This is a genomic window from Simiduia agarivorans SA1 = DSM 21679, from assembly GCF_000305785.2.
Lineage (GTDB): Bacteria > Pseudomonadota > Gammaproteobacteria > Pseudomonadales > Cellvibrionaceae > Simiduia > Simiduia agarivorans.
Window position 1 is genome coordinate 828,101 of the sequence record NC_018868.3, and the last position, 20,682, is coordinate 848,782.

Annotated in this window: 21 protein-coding genes; 10 read left to right on the forward strand and 11 right to left on the reverse strand. The window is 57.2% G+C overall.

All coding sequences use genetic code 11. From position 1 onward, the window contains the following. Positions 1-287 precede the first annotated feature (287 nt). From M5M_RS03755 to M5M_RS03770, 4 genes are read left to right on the forward strand one after another with little or no spacing between them, the layout of a single operon-like run. Positions 288-1,304 (forward strand): proline racemase family protein, encoded by a 1,017-nt coding sequence (locus tag M5M_RS03755; protein WP_015046139.1) that lies wholly within the window; start codon positions 288-290, stop codon positions 1,302-1,304. Next, complete coding sequence (locus M5M_RS03760) at positions 1,301-2,470, forward strand: M24 family metallopeptidase (RefSeq protein WP_015046140.1); 1,170 nt, start codon at positions 1,301-1,303, stop codon at positions 2,468-2,470. The genes M5M_RS03755 and M5M_RS03760 overlap by 4 nt, the downstream gene beginning before the upstream one ends. 5 nt (positions 2,471-2,475) lie before the next feature. Continuing rightward, on the forward strand, positions 2,476-3,420 hold the full coding sequence (gene lhpI, locus M5M_RS03765; RefSeq protein WP_015046141.1) for a bifunctional Delta(1)-pyrroline-2-carboxylate/Delta(1)-piperideine-2-carboxylate reductase: 945 nt from the start codon (positions 2,476-2,478) through the stop codon (positions 3,418-3,420). After that, positions 3,417-5,099, forward strand: coding sequence for an MFS transporter (locus M5M_RS03770; RefSeq protein ID WP_015046142.1), 1,683 nt, complete (start codon positions 3,417-3,419; stop codon positions 5,097-5,099). The genes lhpI and M5M_RS03770 overlap by 4 nt, the downstream gene beginning before the upstream one ends. Before the next feature lie 34 nt (positions 5,100-5,133). Here the strand turns inward: M5M_RS03770 and M5M_RS03775 are convergent, their stop codons facing one another. The 4 genes from M5M_RS03775 to M5M_RS03790 form a co-directional block, all read right to left on the reverse strand. Beyond that, positions 5,134-6,054 (reverse strand): collagenase, encoded by a 921-nt coding sequence (locus tag M5M_RS03775; protein WP_015046143.1) that lies wholly within the window; start codon positions 6,052-6,054, stop codon positions 5,134-5,136. A gap of 63 nt (positions 6,055-6,117) precedes the next feature. Continuing rightward, positions 6,118-6,774 carry a GntR family transcriptional regulator gene (locus tag M5M_RS03780; RefSeq protein ID WP_015046144.1) on the reverse strand — a complete coding sequence of 219 codons (657 nt, stop codon included), beginning with the start codon at positions 6,772-6,774 and terminating at the stop codon, positions 6,118-6,120. Positions 6,775-6,932: 158 nt separating this feature from the next. Next, positions 6,933-7,934, reverse strand: coding sequence for a 4-hydroxyproline epimerase (locus tag M5M_RS03785; protein ID WP_015046145.1), 1,002 nt, complete (start codon positions 7,932-7,934; stop codon positions 6,933-6,935). 34 nt (positions 7,935-7,968) lie between these two features. Then, entirely contained in the window at positions 7,969-8,880 is a 912-nt protein-coding gene (locus tag M5M_RS03790; RefSeq protein WP_015046146.1) for a dihydrodipicolinate synthase family protein, read from the reverse strand. Between the two features lie 122 nt (positions 8,881-9,002). Here M5M_RS03790 and M5M_RS03795 point away from each other — a divergent pair, with 122 nt between their 5' ends. Genes M5M_RS03795 through M5M_RS03815 form a run of 5 tightly spaced genes read left to right on the forward strand, consistent with a single transcriptional unit; the run spans position 9,003 to position 15,459 of the window. Then, a complete protein-coding gene (locus tag M5M_RS03795) occupies positions 9,003-10,259 on the forward strand; it encodes an NAD(P)/FAD-dependent oxidoreductase (protein WP_024330233.1) in 1,257 nt (418 codons plus the stop codon). A 50-nt stretch (positions 10,260-10,309) separates the two neighbouring features. After that, positions 10,310-11,509: an imidazolonepropionase gene (hutI, locus tag M5M_RS03800; protein WP_015046148.1), complete on the forward strand. Its 1,200-nt coding sequence runs from the start codon at positions 10,310-10,312 to the stop codon at positions 11,507-11,509. Next, on the forward strand, positions 11,509-12,516 hold the full coding sequence (gene hutG, locus M5M_RS03805) for a formimidoylglutamase (protein WP_015046149.1): 1,008 nt from the start codon (positions 11,509-11,511) through the stop codon (positions 12,514-12,516). Before hutI ends, hutG begins: the two co-directional genes overlap by 1 nt. A gap of 43 nt (positions 12,517-12,559) precedes the next feature. Then, positions 12,560-13,987: an alanine/glycine:cation symporter family protein gene (locus M5M_RS03810; RefSeq protein ID WP_015046150.1), complete on the forward strand. Its 1,428-nt coding sequence runs from the start codon at positions 12,560-12,562 to the stop codon at positions 13,985-13,987. Beyond that, on the forward strand, positions 13,984-15,459 hold the full coding sequence (locus M5M_RS03815; RefSeq protein ID WP_015046151.1) for a Ppx/GppA phosphatase family protein: 1,476 nt from the start codon (positions 13,984-13,986) through the stop codon (positions 15,457-15,459). The genes M5M_RS03810 and M5M_RS03815 overlap by 4 nt, the downstream gene beginning before the upstream one ends. A 36-nt stretch (positions 15,460-15,495) precedes the next feature. On the opposite strand, the gene M5M_RS03820 is transcribed toward M5M_RS03815, so the two are convergent. Then, positions 15,496-15,843: a helix-turn-helix domain-containing protein gene (locus M5M_RS03820; RefSeq protein WP_015046152.1), complete on the reverse strand. Its 348-nt coding sequence runs from the start codon at positions 15,841-15,843 to the stop codon at positions 15,496-15,498. Between the two features lie 40 nt (positions 15,844-15,883). On the opposite strand from M5M_RS03820, the gene M5M_RS19300 reads away from it, so the two are divergent. Next, entirely contained in the window at positions 15,884-16,561 is a 678-nt protein-coding gene (locus tag M5M_RS19300; RefSeq protein ID WP_015046153.1) for a J domain-containing protein, read from the forward strand. Here the strand turns inward: M5M_RS19300 and M5M_RS03830 are convergent. The 6 genes from M5M_RS03830 to M5M_RS03855 are packed head-to-tail and all read right to left on the reverse strand — an operon-like array spanning position 16,556 to position 20,645. Further along, a complete protein-coding gene (locus M5M_RS03830) occupies positions 16,556-17,215 on the reverse strand; it encodes an HAD family hydrolase (RefSeq protein WP_015046154.1) in 660 nt (219 codons plus the stop codon). The two genes, M5M_RS19300 and M5M_RS03830, sit on opposite strands and share 6 nt — an antisense overlap. Before the next feature lie 15 nt (positions 17,216-17,230). Next, positions 17,231-18,601 carry an ATP-binding protein gene (locus tag M5M_RS03835; RefSeq protein ID WP_015046155.1) on the reverse strand — a complete coding sequence of 457 codons (1,371 nt, stop codon included), beginning with the start codon at positions 18,599-18,601 and terminating at the stop codon, positions 17,231-17,233. Further along, complete coding sequence (locus M5M_RS03840; protein WP_015046156.1) at positions 18,601-19,272, reverse strand: response regulator transcription factor; 672 nt, start codon at positions 19,270-19,272, stop codon at positions 18,601-18,603. Before M5M_RS03840 ends, M5M_RS03835 begins: the two co-directional genes overlap by 1 nt. A 14-nt stretch (positions 19,273-19,286) precedes the next feature. Then, positions 19,287-19,538, reverse strand: a complete 252-nt coding sequence (locus M5M_RS03845; protein WP_015046157.1) for a PepSY domain-containing protein — start codon at positions 19,536-19,538, stop codon at positions 19,287-19,289. A 52-nt stretch (positions 19,539-19,590) separates the two neighbouring features. Next, the gene (locus M5M_RS20455; protein WP_162141150.1) at positions 19,591-20,082 is read right to left on the reverse strand and encodes a hypothetical protein; all 492 of its coding nucleotides are present in this window, start codon (positions 20,080-20,082) and stop codon (positions 19,591-19,593) included. A gap of 26 nt (positions 20,083-20,108) precedes the next feature. Continuing rightward, complete coding sequence (locus M5M_RS03855) at positions 20,109-20,645, reverse strand: glycine zipper 2TM domain-containing protein (RefSeq protein WP_015046159.1); 537 nt, start codon at positions 20,643-20,645, stop codon at positions 20,109-20,111. Positions 20,646-20,682 lie beyond the last annotated feature (37 nt).

The window sequence follows — 20,682 nt, forward strand, 5'->3', positions numbered from 1 at the left end:
CAACACAAAAAACCACAAGCGTTGTGCACACGGGCGAACGTCACTTTCCCCCTGGGAAAGACAACACGAGCCGGCACCATTCTGGGGGGACGCCTTTTCTGAAATCCGGCCGGCCCATTGTGCGCATTCCGGATTACCCCCACCTTCAGACCCGCGTCAGGTACCAGCCGCTTGATCGGTGGATGCGCCTTCCAAACCAACCTTTTAAAACCCCGCTCATCCCGATGGCTCAGCATTGAGATTCGAACATAATCGATGTATATTGTATATCTTATACGGAGATCCACATGCCAGCCCAGTTTGATGCCTTTCAAGCCCCACCGCACTACCAATCGATCCGCTGTATCGACATGCACACCGGCGGAGAACCATTGCGGGTGATCCTGAGCGGCTTCCCAGCGCTTAACGGATCAACGCAGCTCGCCCGGCGGGCGGACTGTCTTGCTCGCTGGGATGGTCTGAGGCAAGCCCTCATGCTCGAACCCAGAGGGCACGCCGATATGTACGGGGCGCTGATTACCCCGCCAGAGCGCGCGTCGAGCGATTTCGGGGTTTTGTTCTTACACAACGAAGGTTATTCCACTATGTGTGGGCATGCGGTGATCGCGCTCGCCCGTTTGTCGGTGGATTGCGGAATGGTCCCACCAGGCTTGCCGTTGCGAATCGACACACCGGCCGGCCAGGTGTGTGCCATCAGCGACGAACGGGGCAATGCCTCGTTTATCAACGTGCCGTCGTTTGTAGAATCCACCCAGCTCGCATTACACCACCCCGAATACGGCGATATCAGTGTCGATATTGCTTTTGGAGGCGCTTACTACGCGTTTGTGGATGCCCGCCGGTTCAATCTTACCTTGGTGCCGGCCAATGCCCGACGGTTGATCGACCTGGGCAGCCAGATTAAATCCCTGGCTGCCGCGGCCATCAAACTGAGACACCCCGATCACCCGGACTTGTCATTTCTTTATGGCGTGATTTTCACCGATGACTCGCCCGTTGCGGGGGTCCATTCACGGCACGTTTGTGTATTTGCCGATGGCGAACTGGACCGCAGCCCCACGGGTACCGGCGTGAGCGCACGTGTGGCCTTGCTCCACCATCGGGGCCTGGTCTCGCAAGGTGAATCGATTGTGATCGACAGCATTCTGGGCAGCCCGTTTACGATAACGCTGGAGCAAACGACTCATCACGCCGCCCGGGTCGCGATTATTCCGCGCATTGCCGGATGCGCGCATGTAACCGGCCGGCATGAATTTCTCATTGACCCCGACGATCCACTCGCTACAGGATTTTTTCTCCGATGAACAGGCTCAACATTGCAGTGTCAGACACCCTCACACCGCGCGCTGGTATATCAAAACCGGGTAATGCGACGCCCCCTCTTGAAAATCTCCGGCAACGACAATCAAAGCTGCGCGAACAACTCGCGGCCCAGCATTGTGACGGGCTGCTGGTTTTTTCTGAACAGAATATCCGCTACCTGACAGGTTACACCGGCGAAGCGGCTACGGTTTTGGTGACCCCGGTGGCGGTGCGATTGATCACCGATTACCGGTTCACCGAAGAGGCACGCGAAAGCTGCAAGGCCACGCGCATTTACGAACGCGATCGGGACCAGGAAACACTGGCAAGCTGTGTTAAACGCTGGGCCAAAGAAGACGGTTGCCGCGCACTGGCATTCGAGCCTGAAAAAGTCAGCGTTGCACAATGGGCACCGATAGAGCGGGCGCTCAGCCACTGTACGTTAAAGTCCATACAGGGGCTGATTGAATCTTTGCGAAAAATAAAAGATGACTGGGAACTTGCGCAATTGGTTCTTGCCGCGCAAATTGCCGACTTATCTTTGGCGCAATGCCTTCCTTTGCTAAAGCCGGGCATCACCGAAGCGCAGTTCGCTTTAGAACTGGAATACGCCATGCAGAAAAACGGTTCAACGGGCGTATCTTTTCCTACCATTGCCGCTTTTGGCACTAACACCTCCAGACCGCACGCGATTCCCGGCCGGAAGACGCTACGCGAAGGTGACCTGATCACCGTCGATTTTGGTGCGGTGGTGAATGGCTATCGCAGCGACATGACCCGCTCCTATGTGCTGGGCAACGCCAGTACAAAACAGCAGCGTTTGTTCGACACCGTTCGCGCAGCACAATCCGCCGCGTTGTCTGTCTTGTGTCGCGGCACAACCGGCGCTCAGGCATCTGAAGCTGCCCATGCGGTTCTGCGCCAATCCGAATTCGCACCATTTGCCGGCCCCGGGCTCGGCCACGGACTGGGTTTGTTTTTACATGAACAGCCCTGGCTGGGACCGCATTGCGACGAAACCTTGCAAACCGGCTATGTGGTCACTGTCGAACCCGGTATTTACATTCCAGACTGGGGTGGGCTTCGCATTGAAGACGACGTGCGCATCACGGACACAGGATTCGAACGGATTACTCACGCGCCCACTCTATTTGAACTCATCGGATAACACGCATGCACACGATCAATGGATCAACAGTTGAACAAAGCCTGACATTTCCGAGCCTGATATCGGCACTTGATCAAGGTCTGGCGGCCCCGTTCCATATGCCGCAGCGCCAGCTTTTTCACCTCAACAAGCACGCTGCGTACAATCAAGACTTTGCGTTATTGCCGTGCTGGTCAGAGCGTTTAATTGCAGTAAAAGCCTTCACATATTTTCCGGGAAATGCCGAACGTGGCTTGGGGGGCCTGCACTCACAAGTATTACTGTTTGACCGGCGCACAGGCGAAAGCCTGGCCTGCATTGACGGTCGGTGCCTGACACACTGGCGCACCGCGGCAGTATCGGCACTGGCTTCCCGCTACCTATCCAATCCTGACAGTAAAACCCTTTTGGTCTTAGGCACTGGCAATCTGGTGCCGTACTTGGTGCGGGCACACTGCCATATCAGACCACTGGATAAAGTGATTATCTGGGGGCGCAACGAACAAAAGTCGGCCAGACTGGCAAATCTATTGAACACTGAGCTGGAAAAGGTGGCGGTATGCAGCCATCTGGATATCGAACAGGCCGCGCAGGATGCCGACATCATAGTGTCTGCCACCGGCAGTCCCCTACCACTGCTGTTCGGAAACTGGATTCAACCCGGCACCCATGTGGATCTGCTCGGCAATCACAACCCTGACCAGCGCGAATGCGACACGGCGCTGATCAAACGAGCCCGTTGCTTTGCCGACAGTCTCGACAACGTGCGCCACGAAGCAGGCGAATACCTGTTAGCGTTAAATGAAGGCGCCATAGAATCCACACATTTTTCATCCGAGCTTGCGGATCTGGTACGTGGCAAGTGCCCGGGCAGAACCTCACTGCAGGAAATAACCCTGTTTAAAAGTGTTGGTATGGCTATCGCCGATTTGCTTACCGCCGGCTTGGTGCTGGAGCGTCAGTTCAAATGACGTCGTTTCCTCGCGCCTTTTACGTGGCCAATACGTTGGAGATTTTCGAGCGCCTGGCCTGGTACGGCTTTTTTACCCTTTCTTCCCTGTATATGACCAGCCCTGTGCATCAGGGCGGGCTCGGTTTTTCGGACGCAGAACGCGGCTTTTTACAGGGTATGATCCCCTTTTTACTCTATCTTTTTCCTGTGATTACCGGCGCTCTGGCTGACCGCTACGGCTACCGACGCATGTTCTGGATCAGCTTCATTATTTTGTGCCCGGGCTATTACCTACTCGGACAGGCGCGCGATTTCTGGTGGTTTTTCTTCGCGTTCCTGGCGGTAGCGGTGGGCGCGGCCTGTTTCAAACCGGTAGTGGTTGGCACCGTCAGTCGCAGCACCCATGCGGGTAACCGCGGGCTTGGGTTCGGCATCTTTTATACCATGGTCAATCTGGGTGGTTTTATCGGTCCGTTTGTGGCCGGCTACTTGCGCGCCATCAGCTGGGATTGGGTTTTCATCGCGTCAAGCTGCTGGATTGCACTCAACATGTTGATACTGGCAGTGTTTTTTAAAGAACCTGTATCGAATGCCGACGCAACGCACGAAGACTCCCGGAGCCTTCAACAGGTGCTGGCAGAATGCCAGCAAGTTTTGGGCAATGGCCGGCTGGCCCTGTTAGTACTGCCCTGCCTGATTGCACTGATGCTGTGGGGCAAAGGCAGCTTAAATGCGATCCAGTTCTGGAGCTGTGTCGCGCTTTGGCTGCTGCTCAATGGTTTCTGGAGCCGTCTCTGTCGGCAGTCAAGCCACCCACAGCCCTGGTATAAACAGCCTGTGCGCGTAGGTGATAAGCGCTTTGTTACTTACCTTCTGATTCTCGCCGGCTTCTGGACTGTCTATAACCAATTGTTTTTTACCCTGCCGCTTTATATCCGGGATTATGTGGATACCACCGATCTGGTGCAATGGCTGAATGCGGTTCACCCGCAACTCGCGGCGTTTTTGGCGCCGGTAAATCTTGTTCAGCTGACCGAATATTTACAGCAGGCCGGCAACATGGATGTGGCAAGCTGGCAGGATCAGCTGGTCAATTTTAAAGTGGCCGTGCCCGAAGCGATCAGCGCTGCAGCTCACCAACGCTTAAGCGCCGGTGATATCGACGCGTCTGCCCTTGCACTTCAGTGGCAGCAGGCATTTCGTCAGATCAATCCCGAATACATAATCAATCTCGATTTTGGTGCGATTATTCTGTTTCAGATTTTTGTCAGCCGTGCAGCCACCCGGTTTGCCAGTATGCCGGTAATAATCGCGGGCACAGGCCTGCTCACATTAGCGTGTCTGTTGGGAGGAATACTACACGCCAGCGTCATGGGCGGATTTGTGGCCTGTGCCTGGGTATTGGTCTGGGCCGCCGGCGAAATGCTGGCCTCACCAAAAAGTCAGGAGTATGTGGCCGCCATCAGTCCACCGCACCAGTGTGCGCTGTATATGGGGTATTATTTTATTTCCATGGCCGTGGGGATGCTCTTTGCCGGACTTTTGTCGGGTTGGAGCTATCAGTGGTTTGCCCGCGATTTGCACCAACCGCAATGGATGTGGGTGTTTTTTGCCGCCATCGGTTTGCTCAGTTCGTTGGCGCTGGCGATCTACAATCGGAAGCTCCCCCAACGTATCAGCCTGCCAGCGAGCTGTTGAAAAACCCGGCGCGGCGCGCCGCGCCGGGTAAACATCAATCGAGTGCGGACAACCAACGCGCGAACTCTGCATCCATGCTGGTACCCCAGCCCTTAACCAAGGCCTGATAACGGGCAAAATCACCTTTCCGGGTAAAACTCAGCATCTGCTCAACTTTTTCCGGTTGCTGTTCAATCATAAAACGTACCGCCAGATAGCCCCAGCGGTATACCCGGTCCGTGCCCCTTTCTGTGGTGTTGTTGAACACTTCACTCAATGGCAGTTGCTCACGCCCGGCCAAGGCCAATGCGCCCGGATTGTGCGTTCCATTGGCCACGTATTCCGCCACCCCTTCTGTCCACCAGGTCAGGTGCGGTAACAGCGGCGCAGGTTGTGGACAGTACTCCGGCGCGGCGTGATTATTGTGCAAGCCTGCACAGAAATCGCCGTAAACGTTAAAACGCCCATCCAGGTAATGCACCATCTCGTGCCGTAAATTCCAGATAGTGTCACCACGCTGATAGGCGATAAAGTTGGCAGAATTCTTGTGCCAGTCCGGATAGCCTTCCAGATACATACCGCCATTGTCGGTGTCGATACCAAAGTCTTTGCCAGCGTGGCGCTGGTATTCTTCCGCCGAGGCATAGATATTCGCAACCATGAATTGGTTGTGGTCATGCGCGACCGGTTGACGTTGGGTATTAAACAACTGATGAAACAGCGTTTCATTTTTCGCCATCAGCTGGCAAGCATCTGCAACCTGTTGCTCGCTCAGGGATTGATGACGAATCGCCCAGGCCTCATTGCATTGATGGTAATTGACCAACACACTGTCAATCGGGGCCGGCGCAGGCCGCCAATCACCGGGAAAGGCGTAGTCTGGCGAATCGGGCGGAGAGTGGGTGCAGGCTGAAAAAAAACTGACGCCGACGAAAGAAACCGCGACTGAAAGAGAACGACGAACGTGTTTTGGCATTGAGGCCTCCGGTTAATACGCCGGCTCCTGTAGCCGGCAATCTCTGGAGACCGCCCGAGAAAGTTACAACTCTTGTTCCCGCAAAAGCGCTTTGATTTCATCCTTTGCCCCCAGTATATGGTCTGTGAGCAAGCCGCAGGCTTTCGCAATATCGCGCTTTTTACACGCATCCAGTATGTCGCGGTGTTCACCGCCGGCCTTTTTAATACCGCCGGCCAGCAGCAAGTGCATGCGGATGTAGCGATCAGCGTTCTTATTGAGGTTTTCTACCAGCTCCCGCGTTTGCGGACGATCCACTTTATACAGACCCATGTGGAAACTGGTATTCAGCGATGACCAGCGATCGGCTGCGTTGTCCTCGTGCAGCGCCCTCTCAAGCGCCTCCAGCTTTTCTTCCGCGGCGGCAAAGTCCGCATCCGTCAACGAGGGAATCGCGCGCTTCAGTAGATCGGCTTCCAGCAACGCTCGAAGTTCAAACAGCTCATCAACAAGGTTGAGGTTTAACTCTGTGGCGGTGGCTCCTTTATGGGGTTCAAAACGAACCAGACCTTCGGCCTCCAATTGCAGCAGCGCTTCACGTACCGGAATCCGGCTCACGTTCAACTCTTCCGCCAAGGCCGCCTGCCGAAGAGGCTCACCCGCTTTGATTGCACCCGACAGGATGCGCTCGCGAATGGCTTCTACCACAATCTGGGTTCGCGTTTTGTACTCTATCGCCATGAAACTCAATTCCTGTTGAACTGGCGGCTAGTGTACCTTTTGTCTCAAAGGGTCACAATTGCGCTTCCCGACCTGCAGCAAGGGAAAAAACGGGCTGGAAAACCAGCCCAAGTGCAGAATGGACTGGATATCCAGCCCCAGGGAAACGGTCCGGCGGATCAGATCACCTGAAAACCAAAGGCATAAGGGTCCTCATCGTCCACCGTTATCTGGTTGGCCCCATACACTTTGGCCCAACCTTCAATACTGGGAATAATTGCCGTGCGCCCGGCCACCTCCGTGACGGCTTCCACCCGGCCGGTAAATTGACTGCCGATAAAACTTTCATGCACAAAGCGGTCACCGACCGACAACAATCCTTTGCTGAACCGCTGCGCCATCCGCGCCGAGGTACCGGTGCCACAAGGCGACCGGTCAATGGCCTTATCCCCATAAAACACCGCATTGGCGCTGTCCGAGCCCGGCGTTTTGGGCGCGCCGGTCCACAACACATGGGACAGGCCCCGGATGCCGGCATCCTCGGGATGCACAAAATCCATCAGCTTTTGGCCCGCAGCGCGCAAGCGGGGACTGAAGCGCAGCACCTGGTCCGCAGACCAATGCTCAACCCCGGGAAAATTCGGTTGCGGCTCCACGATGGCGTAAAAATTTCCGCCATAGGCCACATCAAAAACAATGGATCCAAGGCCCTCAATCTCTGCCACCAGCCCTTCGGCATAGAGAAAGGACGGTACATTGGTCAGTTTGACCGACAGCACTTTCTGGCCCTCCTGGCGATAGCTCACCCTGAGTTGGCCCGCCGGTACATCGACGGTCAACTCGCCCGGCACGCGGGGCTGAATCAGGCCGGCTTCAAGCCCGGCGGTGAGCGCACCGATGGTGCCGTGTCCGCACATGGGCAGGCAGCCGGAGGTTTCGATAAACAAAATGGCGCAGTCAGCATCAGCATTCACAGGCGGGTATAAAAATGCGCCCGACATCATGTCGTGCCCTCTGGGCTCAAACATCAACGCCTGACGAATCCAATCAAACCGGTCCATGAAATCGAGCCGCTTTTCTCCCATGGTCCGGCCCCGCAGCACCGGGTGACCCGAGGTCACCAGGCGCACAGGGTTGCCACAGGTGTGGGCATCAATGCAAAAAAATGTTCCCCGTTTCATCGGCTTTGTCTCAATTGCGTGGGCTTCATGCAGATCAAAGGCCGAATTTATTAAGGTCGATGCGGCGATGCATGGCTTCGCCATAAACGGTTTCCACGTAGGCCTTTTCTTCACTGGTCAGCGCCAGTCGGGGAGCGCGGGTGCGTTCGCTGCCGCGACCGGCCAATTGCTCCGCGTACTTGATGCATTGCACCAAGGTCGGAATGGTGTCGAGCCGCAACAAAGGTAAAAACCAACGCCAGATTTCCAGTGCTTCCTGATAGCGTCCCTGCTGGGCCAGGGTATAAATCGCCACCGACTCCTTCGGGAACACATTGGTCAATCCGGAGATCCAACCGGTGGCCCCCAGCATGAGGCTTTCCAAAGCAATGTCATCGACGCCGGTAAACACGGTGAAGCGATCGTCAAACCGGTTGTGCAGTTCGGTGATTCTTCGCGTGTCGGTCGTGGATTCTTTGATAGCCACGATGTTCGCTTCATCGGCCAATACCGCCATGCTTTCGAGGCCGAGGTCGACACCGTAGGTGACCGGATTGTTGTACACCATGATCGGCAGGCCCGTGTTGCGCGCCACCGTTTGAAAATGATGAATGGCTTCCCGTTCGGTTGAGCGATACACCATGCCGGGCAACAACATCAGACCATCCACGCCCGTCGCTTCCGCCGCCCGGGTGAACTCAACGGCAAATGCCGTGGTGGTTTCCGCAGCGCCGCTGATCAGCGGTACACGGCCATTCACGACTTCTTTTGCTGCCGCCAGCACCTGTTGCTTCTCGGTTACCGACAGCGAGCAATTCTCACCCACCGTGCCGCACACAATGATGCCGTGCACGCCCTCATTAATCAGGTTGTCCAGCATGTTCTGGGTTGCTGGCAGATTCAGACTTTCATCGTCGTTGAACTGGGTAGTAACGGCGGGATACACGCCGGACCATGGGCTTGGCATAACAATTCTCCAAAAACTCAGCCACAGATGCACTGAGCAACAAACTGCTCAGTCAGTGATTGCAGCTTACGGTATATTGTATACAATTGTAAACACCTAATTGATTACGTGAGCGAAACAAGGTGCAAAACAAAACGTCAGACGTGTCCGAATTCGTGGTCGCAGGTGCGGGAATTGTTGGGCTGTGCACAGCAATCCGGGCCCAGCGCGCCGGCTACCAAGTTACCCTGATAGACCCCAATTCACCGGGAACCGGCTGCTCTAAGGGCAACGCCGGACACTTTGCCACCGAACAGGTATTTCCACTGGCCGACCCGGCCCTGCTGCCCGCGCTACCGGGCATGCTGCTTAACCCGCTTGGGCCACTGAGCATCCGGCCCCGTTATTGGCTGCGTGCCCTGCCCTGGTTTGCCCGTTTTCTGTTGCAGATGCGTGCATCGCGCCGGCAGCACAACACACGAGTTCTGAGCGCACTGTGCCAGGACGCTATGAACAGCTGGCAGGCGCTGTTGGCCGGGTGCAATTTGCTCCACCATTTACAGCGCGCCGGCAATCTCCTGGTATTTGAGCGGGCAGACTCAGCCACAGTGGCGCGTCAGGCCCGACAATACCAGTCGCAGGGAGTAGACCTCGCCGTGCTCAACCGCGCTGAACTGCGGAGCCTGTGTCCGGGTATCGCAGACTCTGTCACCGCTGCCATCTGGTTCAAAAACACCGGCCACTGTACCGATCCCTTCGCTTTGTCGCGGGCCTTGTTTCAACAGTTTCTGGCAGCGGGTGGCCACTGGCTTGAAACCGGTGTGAGCCGCATCGCCCCGGGGACTCCGCACCGCCTGACACTGCAAAACGGCGCTGTGCTGAACGCAGATCAACTGGTCCTGAGTGCCGGCATCCACAGTCAAGGCTTATGCGAACAACTCGGGTACCGGGTGCCTCTTGAAGCAGAACGGGGCTACCACCTCAACACCCGGCCGACCACAATGCCGCCGATAGCGATTGCCTCCTACGATCGGAAATTCATCATGACGCCAATGGACCGCAAACTCCGCCTGGCAGGAACGGTAGAATTTGCGGGTGCTGATGCAGCGCCGGATTATCGTCGCGCGGATCAGCTCTACCAGCATGGTGTGGCGCTGTGGCCGGCTCTCGCCCAGGCGCCCGACCCCCGCGTGCGCGAAAACCAATGGATGGGCAACCGGCCCAGCCTGCCGGACTCCCTGCCGGTGATCTCTGGCAGCCGTTGGCCCGGGCTCTGGTTTAATTTTGGTCATCAGCATTTGGGGCTGACGCTGGCGGCCATCAGTGCCGAACACCTGATGGCGCTTATTCGGGGGAATGAATCGCCGTTGGCCCGGGCACTCTCCATAGACCGTTTTTGAGGGCGGCCTGCCACTGGTCGTCCTACACTGAACAAAACAGTGAAGATGCCATGACCCAGCCCGTTTCCGCAGATCTTGTGATAACCCATGCCCGCCTGGCGGCACCCGGCGCCGAGGCACAGGCGCCGCTTCAGGCGTTGGCAGTCAGCGCTGGCAAAATCAGCTGGGTCGGTGCCATTGACGCAGCACCCTCAGCCCGCCAAACCCTCGATGCCCGGGGGCAATGGCTCACACCGGGGCTGATCGACTGCCACACCCACCTTATTTTCGGCGGCAACCGGGCGCAGGAATTTGCCTGGCGCCAGCAAGGGGTGAGCTACCAGACCATCGCTGAACGTGGCGGCGGGATTCGCAGCACTGTGACAGCAACGCGTAATGCCAGCGATGCCGCACTGCTCGAGTCGGCCGGCCGTCGATTGCAGACGCTGATCGATGAAGGCGTGTGCACGGTGGAAATCAAATCGGGTTACGGTCTCACGCTCGAGCAGGAGTTGCGCATGTTGCGACTCGCCCGCCAGCTCGGCCGGGATTATCCGGTGAATATCCACACCACCCTGCTCGCCGCGCACGCACTGCCGCCCGAATTCAGCGATAAAGATGCCTATATCGACCACATCGTGCAGCAGATACTGCCCGCCGCGGTCGATGAAGGGCTGGCAGACGCAGTGGACGTTTTCTGCGAAGGCGTGGGTTTTTCGCCGGCGCAATGTGAGCGGGTGTTCAGTGCCGCCTGCGCGCTCGGGCTACCGGTCAAGGGCCATGTTGAACAGTTATCGGATTTAAAGGGCGCGCGACTGGTGGCGCAGTACCAGGGCCTGTCGGTGGATCACATTGAGTATTTGCAGGCCGAAGATGTCGCTGCATTGAAACCTTCGGGAACCGTGGCGGTGCTTTTGCCGGCGGCGTTTTATTTCCTGCGCGAGACCCAATTGCCTCCCATTGCCGCGCTGCGCGAACACGCGATACCGATGGCCGTGGCCACCGATTGTAATCCGGGCACCGCGCCACAGGCATCGCTGCTGACCGCCATGAACCAGGCCTGTATTTTGTTTGGACTGACGCCGGACGAAGCCCTGGCGGGCGTGACCACCCATGCAGCGAAAGCGCTGGGCCTGCACACCACCGGTGAACTCCGGGTTGGCCATGATGCAGATTTGCTGTTGTGGGATATCGGCTCACCGGCGGAAATCAGCTACGGCATTAATCTGGTCAAACCGGTCCGTCGCTGGCTGGCCGGTGTGGAGCAATAATGAGCACGCAATTTTCTGATACAGACCCGCACTACCGTCCGGCCGACCCAGCCCTCTGGAACGGTCGCATCGACGACGAAGAAGCCTTGCCCGCACTGCGCTGGCATCAACAGACGCAATGCATTTCGCTGGCTTCGCTGCCGCCGGTAACGCACCAGCTGGTGCAACTGGGCTTTGCCTGCGACGCCGGCGTGATGCGCAATAAAGGCCGTCCGGGTGCAGTCGCCGGCCCGGATGCCCTGCGCGGCGCACTGTGCAACCTGGCCTGCGACCAAACGCTTTTGTTTGATGCCGGTACCATCGCCTGTGAGGGCGACCAGCTGGAGCCAGCGCAGGCCAGCCTTGCCAGCGCCGTCGCCCGACTCCGTGCCGCCGGCGCAGCGCCGGTGGTGTTCGGTGGCGGGCATGAAATCGCCTGGGGCAGCTTCCAGGGACTGATGCCCGAACTGAACCAGTATCCGCACATCGGCATTGTGAATTTTGATGCACACCTGGATCTGCGCCGACCCGAGCCGGCCGGCTCCTCCGGTACCCCGTTCCGGCAAATTGCCGAGTGGTGCCAGCAGCACCAGCACCCTTTCCATTACCTGGTGGTGGGCGCCAATCAAAGCGCCAACACCGATGCCCTGTGGCAATTTGCCAGCGCGCAGGGGGTGCAATGGCTGGATGACATCAGCGCAGAAACAGCGCCTGCGACCGAATGCTACGCCGTGCTGGATCGCTTTCTCGCCGGTGTGGATGCGCTTTACATTACCGTCTGCATGGATGTATTCAACGCTGCCTTCGCGCCCGGCGTCAGCGCGCCCGCCGCCATGGGTTTATCGCCCGGCCGGTTTTTTCACCTGTTCAAACACTTGCTGAAACTGGCGCACCGTCATCAGAAGCCGGTGCTGCTGCTGGACATTGCCGAGCTCAACCCACACTACGACCGTGACCATCAAACCGCTAAACTGGCAGCCCGGATTGTGTGGGAATACCAAACTTGGCGTAGACAAGCGGCGCCGTAAACGCCACACTCAAACACTTATAAAAACAAAGACTTATCTGACCATGGAAAATTTTGAAGCAAGCCTTGCGGCCACCGTTGGCGCCATTAACGGCGTCCTTTGGGACAAAATTCTGATTGTCATGCTGATCGGTGCCGGCCTCTGGTTCACCCTGCGCCTGGGCGCGGTGCAATTCAGGTTGTTCGGCCATATGTTCGGTGTGATGAAAGGCTCGCTCAGATCCAACAAGCTCGGCATCTCGCCTTTCCAGGCGTTGGCCACAAGTCTCGCGGCCCGCGTAGGTACCGGTAACCTTGCCGGGGTTGCGGTGGCCATCACCTTGGGCGGTCCCGGCGCCGTGTTCTGGATGTGGGTGATTGCACTGATGGGCATGGCCACCGGCTTTGCCGAATCCACTCTCGGACAATTTTACAAAGTCAAAGATGCCAACGGCGAATACCGTGGCGGACCGGCCTATTACATCCAGATGGGGCTGAACAACCGTTGGCTGGCGATTCTTTTCTCCTTGTGCCTGCTGTTCGGTTATGGCTTCGTTTTTTCTGCGGTTCAGGCCAACACCATTGGTGACGCGCTCAATAACGCTTACGGCATTTCGCCCTTCCAGTCCGGTTTGGTGATGACGGTGGTGGCCGGTCTCGTACTGATTGGCGGTTTGCGCGCCATCGCCACCTTCGCCGAAATCACCGTGCCGTTTATGGGCTTGGGCTATGTACTCATGGCGCTGACACTGGTTGCCATCAATATTGCCGAAGTACCCGACATTCTCGCCCTGATTGTTAAATCCGCGTTCGGCCTGGAAGAAGCCGCGGGCGGTTTTCTGGGCGCGGCCATTAACGGCATCAAGCGCGGCCTCTACTCCAACGAAGCCGGTTCCGGCAGCGTGCCGCACGCCGCCGCTGCCGCGGTGCCCTATCCCAATCACCCGGTATCCCAAGGTCTGGTGCAAATGCTGGGCGTCTTTGTGGACACCATTATTATCTGCTCCTGCACGGCCATCATTATTTTACTGGCGCACGACAATCTGGGCTCCGATCTCGCGGCCATCCGCGTGACGCAGGAAGCCATGGTGCACCATGTGGGTAGCTGGGGTATGGATTTCATCGCAGTGACCATCGTGTTTTTCAGCTTCACGTCGGTGATTGCCAATTACGCCTACGCCGAATCAAACCTGCACATGTTCAAACTCGATAACCGTCTGGGCCGGCTGTGTCTGATTGCCGGTTATCTGGTAATGGTTCTGTGGGGGTCAATGGCAAAATTGCAAACCGTGTGGGACCTTGCCGATATGGCATTGGGTCTGATGACAGTGATTAACGTCATCGCCATTGTCTGGCTCACACCCACCGTGAAAGCGCTGCTGAATGACTATCTGGCGCAGCGCAAGGCCAATAAACTGCCGGAATACACACTGGAAAAATCCCACCGCTACCAGGGCGAACCTGAAGCCGGGGTTTGGAGTAAAGCCGATTGAGTGAACACCATTACGCCGCGGTAGACCTGGGTTCTAACAGTTTCCATTTGCTGGTCGCCGAATGGCGAGACGGCCGACTGGAAGTGGTCGACCGCTACAAGGAAATGGTGCAAATAGCCCGGGGCCTGGACGGCCACGGCAAGCTCAGCAAAGACACCCAGACTGCCGCGCTGGATGTGTTGGCCCGTATGGGTCAACGCCTGCGCGACATTCCGGCACACCACATCCGCGCGGTGGGCACAAAAACACTGCGGGCGGCGCGCAACAGCGATAAATTTTTGCGCAAAGCACAAGCCGCCCTTGGCCACCCCATCCACATTATTTCCGGGTTTGAAGAAGCCCGATTGGTGTATCAGGGCGTGTGCTCAACGCTTGAGCGCAATAACCAGAAACGGCTGGTCATCGATATAGGCGGCGCCAGCACAGAGTTTATTATTGGTCAGGGTGACACACCGCGTTTACTGGAAAGCCTTAACCTCGGCTGCGTGGTGCTGGCCGAGCGATTTTTCAAATACGGCCCGGTCACTGAACGCGCGATGCAATCCGCGTACACCGCCGCCTGCGCCATCATCGAGCCCATCGCGCGCGCCTACCGCGCCGAAGGTTGGGAGCTGGCCATCGGCACCTCGGGCACCATGCGTGCAGCCGCCGAACTCATGGACGCCAAAAACAAAGGCCTGATCAGCCGCGAAAGCCTGACCCGGGTAGTGGAACAAACCATCGCCGACGGCGAGGTACTGCACGCCAGCGTTCCGAAACTCCGGCGCGATGTATTGCCTGCGGGTTTAGCCATTATCAGCGCTATTTTTGATCAATTGAAATTAACCGAATTGCACGTGGCTGACGCTGCACTGAAAGAAGGCCTGATTCAGGAACTGTTGGGTCAGGGCGCTGCAACCGATACCCGCGACACCAGCGTCATGCACCTGGCAGAGCGTTACGGGTGCGATCTTCAGCAAGGTCAACGGGTGGCCGGAGTGGCCAGCCAGCTGATCAATCAAATCCCCCTGCCGCCGGTGAATGGCATCCCGCCCGCACAATTCATGCACTGGGCCGGTATCCTGCACGAGATCGGTTTGCATATCAGCCACAGCGGCTACCACAAGCATGGTCACTACCTGCTGAAACACCACGACATGGGTGGCTTTTCGCGGTTCGAGCAACACTGGCTGGCCAGCCTTGTGCGCATGCAACGCAATAACATTAAACAGGCGCTGATCATTGAACAGAGTCAATCGTTACAACCGGTGCTGTTGTGCATGGTCGCCGTTTTCCGGTTGGCGTTAATTTTCTGCCGTGCCCGTAAAGACCCGGACATCATCCCCCAACTCGCGATGCAATCCGCTGGCGACCTGATGCAGCTGCGATTGATACTGCCAGACCAATGGCTCGATAATCACCCGCTGACAGCACTTAACCTGCAACAGGAAGCCGACCTGCTGGCGGAAGCCGGTTTGACCTTAACATTCTGAGGCAGCCGCCTTGCCGGCTGCGCAATCCATACGCGTCTAATCCAACAGGTCGTCGGGTTTAACCGACAACGCCTGCGCCAACCCGCGGATAATCGCCGGACTCGGCGCGCGCTCGCCCTGCTCAATCTGGGCACAATAAACCGGCGATATGCCCGCGTCTTTGGCAATCGCCGCCGTATCCTTGCCCTTATCAGTTTTAATGGCGTTATAACGGGCAAGACTGAATACATGACCGGTTTTGGCTGCCGTTACCGCAGAGTCAGGAGACGCAACGGCTTCCTCCTTTACCGCTGCGCCCGCCCGCGCCAACAGCGCTTCGTATTCCGCATAGGGAATCACGGCCCATTCAGGCCTGCCATCTTTCATAATTACCTGTACACTCATAACCACCTCAGGTTGAATTTTTTGCCTATTGTAACGCCTTATGATTCGTCTGCTGCCCTTTATTATTCTTATAGTCTTGGCCTGGTACGGCTACCGCCGGTTCATGCAACTGCCCGCAGAAAGCCGCGAGCGCCGTCTGTGGCAGGCGGCCGTGGTGGCATTTTTGCTGCTCACACTATTTGCGCTGGTAACCGGTCGGCTTAACTGGCTTGGCGCACTGCTGGTGGGTCTGATTCCCTTTGTCCGTGGTCTCTGGCGACTGTTCACCCACGGACTCACATTGCTGGGCTGGTGGAATACCTATCAACAGGCGCGCGCCATGCGCACCGAATACCTGCGATTGTTTGTGACAAACGGCAAGATGGACGGTGAAGTCCTGCAAGGAGAATTTCAGGGCCAGACCTTAAATGCGCTGGATAAAACCCAACTGGATCGTTTGCATCAATGGCTCAAGCAGCAGGACCCGGTGGCAGCCCGGCTGCTGCACAGCTACCTGCTCAGCCGGTTTGGCGATCAACCCGACACGGACGCCGGGGCCGACAATATGACGTTGGCAGAAGCCCGCACACTGCTCGGGGTTGACGAGACAGCCGATAAGAAAACCATCGTGTATGCGCACCGAAAAATGATGCAGAAATTTCATCCCGACCGGGGCGGGAGTCATGAATTAGCGGCGCGTATCAACGCCGCCAAGGACAAGCTGCTGGAACACTTATAGCGGACGATTCAGCAACCACTGACAAAACTCACCCATGTGGGCGAAGCGTTGATCTGCGGCAGTAAAATCCTGGTGGCCTGAAAAGCGATTGGGTATGACACACGTCACCAAACCGGCCGCTTTGGCGGCCGTAAGCCCGCTGCAGGTATCTTCCACTGCCAGGCAATCGGCTACCGGCAATTGCAACTGCGCCAGCGCATGCTGATAGACATCCGGCGCCGGTTTATTCTCGGCCACTTCTTCGCCACTGGCAATAAATTCAAAATAATGCCGTAGGCCGGCCGCCTCCAGGTTGGCCTCAAGGGCAAAACGCGCGGAACCCGAGACCACGGCCATGCGCACGCCATTAGTCTTAAGCGTTTCCAGAGTTGCTTCAACAAATGGCAAGGTCGGGTAGTGTTTGTGCGCATGATACGCTTTCGCGCGCTCGCGTTTCGCCTGCACCAGGCTGTCTACTGAGGGTGATAGCGCAAAGGTCTGCCGCAGGTGCTGAGCAGTAGCAAGCTCCGACACGCCAGTGTAATGGGTTCGGTAATGCGCTTCGGGAAAGGCTACTCCGAGCTCTGCCAGCACATCGGCCCAGAATTGGTAATGCACCACCTCCGAATCTGCCAAGGTCCCGTCGTGGTCAAATAAAACCGCTTTGTATTGCATTGCGCACCACTTTTGTCAGACAGGAAACCTGCAGCAGACTGCAAGCCCACCCATGTCACTGGTTTCCAATGTGAGCTCGCCGCCCTGTGCGAGCACAATATCCTGCACAAGACTCAGGCCCAGTCCCTGTCCGGCTTTGCTTTCGTCGGCGCGCAAGCCTCGCGCCAGCACCCCGGCGCGCACAGATTCGGGCATACCCGGGCCATCGTCGGACACAATCAGCGACTTGTATTGACCGCCCCGGTACAGGCTATCACCCCCGCTTATTTTTATGGTCTCCGCGCCATATTTGCAGGCGTTTTCCATGACATTGCCCAACAGGTCGAACAAGTCTTTTTCATCCACGGGCAGCATCAATTTATCGGCGCCAAGCTCGATGGTGACATTGGGAAACAGTTTCTTCAGACTGGCGGCCAATCGGCTCGCCACTTGCATCGCGTTCTGGTGATGCCTGATTGCACCGTGTGCCAGTGACGCGCGGGCGAGCTGGCGTGACACTATGTCTTCCAATCGCTGAATTTGCTCGACCATCAGCGCATCATTTTTGGTGGTCTCGTGCATTTCGTTGCGCAACACCGCCAGCGGGGTTTTGACTGAGTGGGCCAGATCCGACAATGCATTGCGGTAACGCTCACGACCGGATTTTTCCTCAACCAATAACTGATTCAGATTATCCACCAACGGTTGCAGCTCGCCGGCAAACTCCCCTGTGATGCTCGCCACCTCGCCGCGATTGAGCGCGGATAACTTACCACTGAGCCAGTGCAAGGGGCGCAAAGACCAGTACAACAACAGCCACTGCCCTAACAGCAACAAGACGCCAACGCCACTCAGCCATCGCCACAAGGTGGTGCTGAAGGCCTGCAATTGCTGGCGGTATTCTTCACTGGCGTGATACAGACTGAAGACCAGACTGAGATCCTCGCCCTCTTCCTGCTCCCATTGAATCCTATAGCGCAGCACAAAAAAATCATCTGAAAAGGGTGCGAAATAGCTCACCACAGGCGCCAGTGCCTGCTGCTGCATAAGCCCCAGATCACGCAGATCCAACCAACGCGACGAGGGCGATTGCCACAACATCTCGGCAGGTTGTAAAACGCCGCTGCTTTCGCGATGAACAAAGGCATAAAGATGACTGCCCGGCTGACTGAAACGGGGCTCGGTGAAGGCAGCAGGCATCTCCAGTTGACCGTTCTCTGTTTCAGCGGCGGCCAGCAGCAGGTAGGTCCAGGTTGTCAGCTGCTGCTCTTCGGCCCGGAGCAGGCTTTGCTTAAAGGCCCGGTCGATGCCCAGACCGGTTGCAAGAATCAACACCGGCAGGATCAACACACTGGCGAAGGCCGACCGGCCGGCAATACTGCGAAAAAAACGTTTAATGGAGTGCATCAACCGCCCACGAATTGATAGCCCTGACCGCGCAGGGTTTTGAGCGGCAGGCGATTCCCTTCAGGGTCCAGCTTCTTGCGCAACCGCGCGACCAGCACTTCAAGTACATTGCTGTCCCGGTCATGGTCCTGCGCGTACAAATGCTCTGTGAGTTCGGTTTTTGAAATCACCCGCGCGGAATGCATCATCAGGTATTCCACTATACGGTATTCAAAGCTGGTCAGCGCGATCACCTCGCCTTCCCGCGTCAGGACTTGCGCACCGGTATCCAGCGCGTAGGATTCCACTTTGATCACCGGGCTGGTTTTACCCGCCGCGCGGCGCGCCAATGCATTGACCCGCGCCAACAATTCTTCTGGATGAAATGGCTTGGTCAGGTAATCATCCGCGCCTGCCTCCAAACCTTCCACCTTCTGCTGCCAGTGATCGCGCGCGGTGAGCACCAGAATCGGCAGCGGGTTATCTTCTTTGCGCCAGGTACGGATCACGTCGAGCCCGGACATCAGGGGCAACCCGAGATCGACGATGGCCACGTCGTAGGCATACTCCCTGCCGAGGTATAGCCCTTCTTTACCGTCGGCGGCCAGGTCCACCGTCCAATGCCGATCGGCAAACAGTTTTTGGATCTGGGACTGAAGCGCGGATTCATCTTCAATGACTAACAATCGCATGGCATATGTCCTGTTTACTTGGCAGCCACTTTGACTTCTTTGACCCGGCCATCGGCGGTGAGCAAACGCACTTTGTAGTGCTTACCGGCTTTCTGAACCTTAAGCACTTCGCCACCGTGGCGCCGGACCGCGATGGCAGCCGCTTCAGAAGGGCTGCCGGCTGCCTGATCCTGGGCTTTCTGTACCGGCACTGGAATGGCTGCCTGCAGCCCGCCGGTAGGCAGGGTAAAACCAAGCATAAAAATCAGAATCCAGAGCCTTAACATGAGTCGTTACCTTTTTGGTTCAGCCAATTCATTCATCGTCGCGATGGCCGGTTCAGTCGTCGCCTCGGTGACGACCCCGATCGTCACCCCTGTGTCGTCCGCGATCATCATGCCCCCGGCCACGGTCATCGCCCCGGTGGCGACCGCGATCGTCATGGTGCCGGCCACGATCGTCGCCCCGGTGCCGGCCGCGATGGTGATCATCGCGATGGCGATCGCCGCGCGGATGGCCATGGTGATCACGACGATGATGGTCGCGTCCGTGCCAACGCTTGTAATGGTGCCAATCATACCGTTTATAGGGGCTGTAGTGGTATGGCACCGGCTTGCCCCAGTAGCGGCCATCCCAACGGTGCCCACAGCCGTGGTGGTGACGGTGATGGCTGTTGTAGTGGCGTGGCTGGTAGTTGCGATAATGCACATCGGCATAGACGCCCGACCAGCGCACATCAATACGGGGCTCATCGTGTCGGTGTCCTGCGTAACTGTTGAGTGTCAGTGTCAATCCCAACAACGCGGCGCACAAGGTCATGAATCGTTTCATCTCAGGCCTCCTGTAAAGGGCGTTTTTCAGTACAAGGGAGTCACTTCAACAGCAACTTTCAGGCGCTTGCCAGGGTCGCGGTCCATGCGGGTGTAATAGTTTTCACCCTGATAGCGGTAGGTCACGTCATAACCCATCAACCGGTCTTCGTAGTGCGTCACATTGCGGGTTTCGCACCGCTGTTCATCCCGGTATTCAACACTGCGATGGCCTTGCTTTTTGCCTATGTCGTGGCCGATGGAGCCCCCCAGCACCGCCCCGATGGCCGTGCCCGAACGGCGGTCGTTTTTACCCACCGCATGGCCGATGGCACCACCGATCACGGCGCCCAGCAGTGTCGGGGTGGCTGAATTACTGCCGTGATTACGCTCATAGGCCACGGTTTCAGTCCAGCATTCCTGCTGCGGGCGGCTGATGGACACCTGCTCGTAAATCGGGGTCGCGGAAATGACCTTGGCATAGTCGTGCCGGCTGTTGTCGTGGCGATTCTTGCCATGGCCTGCACTGGCGGGCAGCGCAATCAACGCCGAGAGAGTAGCTACTGCAAAAAGAGTGGTTTTCATGTCAGTTTTCCTTTGTTGCCCGGTCGTATCTGACCTT

Coding starts and splice junctions, on each gene's coding strand:
- lhpI (WP_015046141.1), top strand. CDS start 2,476: ATGCACACGATCAATGGATCAACAGTTGAACAAAGCCTGACATTTCCG.
- M5M_RS03775 (WP_015046143.1), bottom strand. CDS start 6,054: ATGCCAAAACACGTTCGTCGTTCTCTTTCAGTCGCGGTTTCTTTCGTC.
- M5M_RS03835 (WP_015046155.1), bottom strand. CDS start 18,601: ATGCACTCCATTAAACGTTTTTTTCGCAGTATTGCCGGCCGGTCGGCC.
- M5M_RS03810 (WP_015046150.1), top strand. CDS start 12,560: ATGGAAAATTTTGAAGCAAGCCTTGCGGCCACCGTTGGCGCCATTAAC.
- M5M_RS03780 (WP_015046144.1), bottom strand. CDS start 6,774: ATGGCGATAGAGTACAAAACGCGAACCCAGATTGTGGTAGAAGCCATT.
- M5M_RS03845 (WP_015046157.1), bottom strand. CDS start 19,538: ATGTTAAGGCTCTGGATTCTGATTTTTATGCTTGGTTTTACCCTGCCT.
- hutI (WP_015046148.1), top strand. CDS start 10,310: ATGACCCAGCCCGTTTCCGCAGATCTTGTGATAACCCATGCCCGCCTG.
- M5M_RS03790 (WP_015046146.1), bottom strand. CDS start 8,880: ATGCCAAGCCCATGGTCCGGCGTGTATCCCGCCGTTACTACCCAGTTC.
- M5M_RS03830 (WP_015046154.1), bottom strand. CDS start 17,215: ATGCAATACAAAGCGGTTTTATTTGACCACGACGGGACCTTGGCAGAT.
- M5M_RS03785 (WP_015046145.1), bottom strand. CDS start 7,934: ATGAAACGGGGAACATTTTTTTGCATTGATGCCCACACCTGTGGCAAC.
- M5M_RS03755 (WP_015046139.1), top strand. CDS start 288: ATGCCAGCCCAGTTTGATGCCTTTCAAGCCCCACCGCACTACCAATCG.
- M5M_RS03770 (WP_015046142.1), top strand. CDS start 3,417: ATGACGTCGTTTCCTCGCGCCTTTTACGTGGCCAATACGTTGGAGATT.
- M5M_RS03840 (WP_015046156.1), bottom strand. CDS start 19,272: ATGCGATTGTTAGTCATTGAAGATGAATCCGCGCTTCAGTCCCAGATC.
- M5M_RS20455 (WP_162141150.1), bottom strand. CDS start 20,082: ATGAAACGATTCATGACCTTGTGCGCCGCGTTGTTGGGATTGACACTG.
- M5M_RS19300 (WP_015046153.1), top strand. CDS start 15,884: ATGATTCGTCTGCTGCCCTTTATTATTCTTATAGTCTTGGCCTGGTAC.
- M5M_RS03760 (WP_015046140.1), top strand. CDS start 1,301: ATGAACAGGCTCAACATTGCAGTGTCAGACACCCTCACACCGCGCGCT.
- M5M_RS03855 (WP_015046159.1), bottom strand. CDS start 20,645: ATGAAAACCACTCTTTTTGCAGTAGCTACTCTCTCGGCGTTGATTGCG.
- M5M_RS03820 (WP_015046152.1), bottom strand. CDS start 15,843: ATGAGTGTACAGGTAATTATGAAAGATGGCAGGCCTGAATGGGCCGTG.
- hutG (WP_015046149.1), top strand. CDS start 11,509: ATGAGCACGCAATTTTCTGATACAGACCCGCACTACCGTCCGGCCGAC.